Origin of the sequence: Streptomyces sp. NPDC007162, assembly GCF_040634175.1 — a bacterium.
Lineage (GTDB): Bacteria > Actinomycetota > Actinomycetes > Streptomycetales > Streptomycetaceae > Streptomyces.
In genome coordinates, this window is the sequence record NZ_JBEYFC010000617.1 from 1 (window position 1) to 4589 (window position 4589).

The window sequence follows — 4589 nt, forward strand, 5'->3', positions numbered from 1 at the left end:
GTCACAGCCGCAACCACCGGGGTTCCGTCCCGCCGTGCGTGCTCGTGAGTGCGGCCTTCGCACACTGCCCCTGTTCGCTGTTGTTCGATTGTGTTGCTTCGAAGGATGCAGATGGAACTCGCCACTCCGCCGCCGGCGGCGCGGGCCCCTGTCGCCTGGTACAGCTGGTGGTTGATGCCACTTGCCTTAGGGGGAGGGACGGTCGCCGCCACGTTCATGAGCTCCGAGCGAATAACCGCGGCCGTCGCAGGCGCCGCGGCCACCGCGGCCAGCTTCGTGTGCGTACGACTGCTGATCCGCTCGCAGCGCCAGCTGCGCAGCGCCGAAGGGTCGTTCCGCAGCTCGCAGGCCGAGCACTCCCAGCAGTGGCAGCAGCATGTCTCGGGCCTGGAACGGAAGTTCGCGGCCGAGCGCGCCACGCTGGAGAGCCGGCTCAACGAGCAGTCGGCCGCGTTCGACGCCCAGCTCGGAGAGCAGGCGTCCGCCTTCGAGTCCCGCCTCGGCGAGCGGACCGCCCACTACGACGCCCAGCTGGCCGACCAGGCGCGGGCCTACGAGGAACGGCTCACCGAACAGGTGAAGGCCGCCGAGGCGCAGCTCGCCGAGCAGGCCGAGGTCTGGCAGGAGCAGGTCACCCACCAGCGCAGCGCGATCTCCCGGCTCGCCGACGAGCAGTTGCCCGACGCGCTGAAGCGGCTGCGCGAGGGCGACGCCATCGACGACCTGCTGCCGGCGACCGACCAGTGCGCCAAGGTCGACAAGGACCTCCAGGCCGACCTGCGCCGGATCCTGCGCACCTCCCTGATCAGCGTGGAGGAGGAGTTCAACCGCTCGACCTCCGCCGAACAGGCCGTGATCAGCATCGGCAACCGCATCCACGTCCTCACCAGCAAACTGCGCGGCCGCCTGCACGAGATGCAGGGCGAACACGGCCGGCTGCCCGCCGTGGCCCGCGGTCTCATGGAGCTCGACCAGGAACTCGGCCCCGCCGACTCGCTCGCCGCGAGCATCGGTGTGCTCGGCGGCTCGGACCGCCCGGGCCGGCAGTGGCAGGAGCCCCAGCGACTGCTCAGCGTGGTCCGCGGCGGCATCGGCCGGATCAAGGACTTCCACCGCGTGGAGGTCAGGCACCTGCCCGAACTCGGCGTCGACGGCGGTCTGGTGGACCACCTCACGCTGATCTTCTCCCACCTCCTGGACAACGCGGCCCGCTACTCGCCGCCCACCGAACCGGTCGTCGTCTCCGGCAAGGAGGTGCCCAACGGCGTCGGTATCGAGATCCAGGACTCCGGCAAGGGTCTGAGCGAGGAGAAGAAGCGCGAGGCCGAGCACTCGCTGGCCGGCACCGCGGCCGGACCCGGTCTCGGCGGCATCTCCGAGGACGCCAACATCGGCCTGCGGGTCGTCGGCATCCTCGCCCGCCGCTACGGCATCCGGGTCACCTTCGCGGACTCGCCCTGGCTCGGCACCTCGGTGGTCGTCGTGGTCCCGCACAAGTACTTCAGCCCGCTGCCCGCGGCCTCCGCCGCCCCGGTCCCCGCGACGGCCGCCCCCGCCGCCGCGTCCCCGGTGCAGGCGCACGGCCCGGTCGCCGTCGAAACCGTCACTCAGCCGGAGTCCGGCGAGATCCAGGACACCACCCCGGGCGGACTGCCCCGGCGGCGCAGCCGGCGCCGCGAGGAGGAGCAGCCGGAGGAACGCACCGCCCGCACCCAGGGCGCCGCGTTCCCCGCGGTCCCGCCCGAGGAGTCCTTCGCGGGCCTGGCCGCCTTCGCCACCGCGGGCCGCGCGCCCGCGGCCGACGAAGCGGTCCGCAGCGAGGCCGAGTTGACCGGAGACGAAGACGACGTGGCGCTCGCGACCCCGGACGGCGCCGATGACGCCGCCGACGGACGCGGGTCCGCCGAGCACCGCACTGAAGAGAGCGACTAGTCCACATGACGCAACAGGGAACCGACGTGAGCTGGGCGCTCCGTGATCTGGTGGAGAGCATCCCGGAGATCCGTTTCGCCCTCGTGGCCTCCAGCGACGGCAAGGCGATCACCTCCTTCGGCGCCGAGGACCCCGACGACGTGGACCGCTTCGCGGCCGTGGTGGCCGGGCTGCAGGCGCTCGCCCAGCCGGTCGCCGAGCAGTTCCCCAAGTACGCGGGGCAGCTGCGGCTGGCGATGATCGAGGTCGACGGCGGTCACCTCTTCGTCGTACGGGCCGGTGTGGAGACGTATCTCGGGGTCCTCGCCCGCGAAGGACTCGACCAGGGGCTGCTCGGGCACCAGATGAGGGATCTCTCCCGGCGGATGGGCGAGTTGCTCGGCACCTCTCCGCGCCTGGAGGAGCACTCTGGATGAGTGCTCCCCGCCGGCCCACGGACCCGTCCGGTCTAGAGCGTTATTACGTCCTCACCGGGGGACGCAGTGGACCGGGCGGGGCGGCGTCGAGCCTCGACGTGGCCACCCTCGTCGTCTCCCGCACCGCCCCCGTCCCGGGGATGCAGCACGAGTACGAGGAGATAGTCCGGCGCTGCCGTGATCCGCTGTCGGTGGCCGAACTCACCGCCCATCTCGGATTGCCCTTCAACATTCTCGCGGTGCTGTTGGCGGATCTGCTGGACGCAGGCCGTATTGAAGCCCGTGATCCCATTCCGGCGCACCACGCCGGACGCGGGCCTGACCTCGCGCTCCTCCAGGAGGTACTCAGTGGACTTGAAAGGCTTTGACCATCCCGGCGACCCCGGTGCCGGGGGGACCCGCTCGGTCAAGGTGATGATCGCCGGGGGGTTCGGCACCGGGAAGACCACCATGGTCCGCTCCGTCAGCGACATCAAGCCGCTCACCACCGAGGAGACCCTCACCCAGGCGACCGTCGGCGTCGACAACCTCATCGGTGTCGCGGACAAGGCCGAGACCACGGTCAGCCTCGACTTCGGCAAGATCAGCCTCAACGAGAGCCTGATGCTGTACCTGTTCGGCACCCCCGGACAGGAGCGGTTCTGGTTCCTGTGGAACGGCCTGTTCAAGGGCGCGCTCGGGGCCGTGGTCCTGGTGGACACCCGGCGGCTGGCCTCCAGCTTCCGGGCGATCGAGGAGATGGAGCGGCAGAACGTGCCCTTCGTCATCGCCCTGAACGTCTTCCCGGACTGCAAGGAACACCCCATCGAGGAGATCCGGGACGCCCTCGACATCTCCCCGCACACCCCGATCGTGGCCTGTGACGCCCGGGACCGGGCCTCCAGCCGTGACGTACTGATCACCCTGATACGTCATCTGAAGGAACGCTCCGCCGTCGCACTGGAGCCCCGATGAACGACCAGAACCACGACAGTCCCGACGCCCCCCGCGGCTGCCCGGTCGCGCACGGTACGGCCGAACTGACCCGGCTGTACGGGTCCGAGGCGGCGACCGATCCGCTGGGCATCTACGAGCGGCTGCGCAAGGAGCACGGCTCCGTCGCACCGGTGCTGCTGGAGGGCGACATCGGTGCCTGGCTGGTGCTGGGCTACCGGGACAGCCGGCGGGTCCTCGACAATCCCCGCCAGTTCGCCCGGGACGCGCGGATCTGGCGGGACTGGCGGGAGGGCCGGATCGCGGAGAACCATCCGCTGGTTCCGATGGTCGCCTGGCGCCCCGACTGCGTGTCCCAGGACGGTGAGGCCCACCGCCGCCTGCGCGGTGCCGTCAACGACGGACTGCAGGCCGCCGTGGGCCGCGGTATCAGGCGGCACGCCACGCACTTCGCCAACAAGCAGATCGACGCGTTCGCGCAGGACGGCCGCGCCGATCTGGTGGCGGACTACGCCGGCTACCTGCCGATGCTGATCCTCACCCGCATCCTCGGCCTCTCCGAGGCGGAGGGGCGCCGCCTGGTCGAGTCCAGCGCCATGGTGTTCCAGGGCGGCGAGGACGCGATCCTGCACGACGGCATCATCAGGGAGATCCTCGGCGACCTCGTCGAGCGCAAGCGCGCCGAGCCCGGCTCCGACTTCACCACCGGTCTGCTGGAGCACCAGGCGGCCCTCGACCACGACGAGGTCGTGAGCCATCTGCGCCTGGTGCTGGTGGCCGGGCACAGCACGACCAGCAACCTGCTGGCCCGGGTGCTGCAGCTGATCCTCACGGACGCCTCCCGGCTCTCCGGCCTGACCAGCGGCCAGCTGACCATCTCCGCGCTGGTGGAGGAGGTCATGTGGAACTCCCCACCGCTGTCCGTGCTGCCCGGCCGCTTCGCCGTCAGCGACGTCGAACTGGGCGGCCACCGCATCACGGAGGGCGACCTGCTCCTCCTCGGCCTCGCACCGGGCAACCTCGACCCCGAGGTCCGGCCCGACCCGGACGTCTCGGTGCAGGGCAACGGGTCGCACCTGGCGTTCAGCGCCGGCCCGCACGAGTGCCCGGGGCAGAGCATCGGGCTGTCCATCATCGAGATCGCGGTGGACGTCCTGCTGCACCGGCTGCCGGGGCTGCGGCTGGCCGTGCCGCCGGAGGAGCTCACCGAGACCGCGTCCACCTGGATGTCCCTGCTCGACAGCCTGCCGGTCGAGTTCCCGGTATAGGCGCGGACGCCCCGCTGCCCGGTCGGACGTCCGACCGGGC

The 4589-nt window shown here is 71.0% G+C and carries 5 protein-coding genes; all 5 read left to right on the top strand.

What is annotated here, in order from left to right; translation table 11 throughout:
* Positions 1–111 precede the first annotated feature (111 nt).
* Genes ABZ646_RS40580 through ABZ646_RS40600 form a run of 5 tightly spaced genes read left to right on the top strand, consistent with a single transcriptional unit; the run spans position 112 to position 4549 of the window.
* Complete coding sequence (locus tag ABZ646_RS40580; protein ID WP_360531000.1) at positions 112–1932, top strand: ATP-binding protein; 1821 nt, start codon at positions 112–114, stop codon at positions 1930–1932.
* A gap of 5 nt (positions 1933–1937) precedes the next feature.
* Positions 1938–2348 (top strand): roadblock/LC7 domain-containing protein, encoded by a 411-nt coding sequence (locus ABZ646_RS40585; RefSeq protein ID WP_046733906.1) that lies wholly within the window; start codon positions 1938–1940, stop codon positions 2346–2348.
* Complete coding sequence (locus ABZ646_RS40590) at positions 2345–2716, top strand: DUF742 domain-containing protein (RefSeq protein ID WP_132892406.1); 372 nt, start codon at positions 2345–2347, stop codon at positions 2714–2716. Before ABZ646_RS40585 ends, ABZ646_RS40590 begins: the two co-directional genes overlap by 4 nt.
* Entirely contained in the window at positions 2697–3302 is a 606-nt protein-coding gene (locus tag ABZ646_RS40595) for an ATP/GTP-binding protein (protein WP_132892405.1), read from the top strand. Before ABZ646_RS40590 ends, ABZ646_RS40595 begins: the two co-directional genes overlap by 20 nt.
* Complete coding sequence (locus ABZ646_RS40600; RefSeq protein WP_360531004.1) at positions 3299–4549, top strand: cytochrome P450; 1251 nt, start codon at positions 3299–3301, stop codon at positions 4547–4549. The genes ABZ646_RS40595 and ABZ646_RS40600 overlap by 4 nt, the downstream gene beginning before the upstream one ends.
* The last annotated feature ends 40 nt before the right edge of the window (positions 4550–4589 follow it).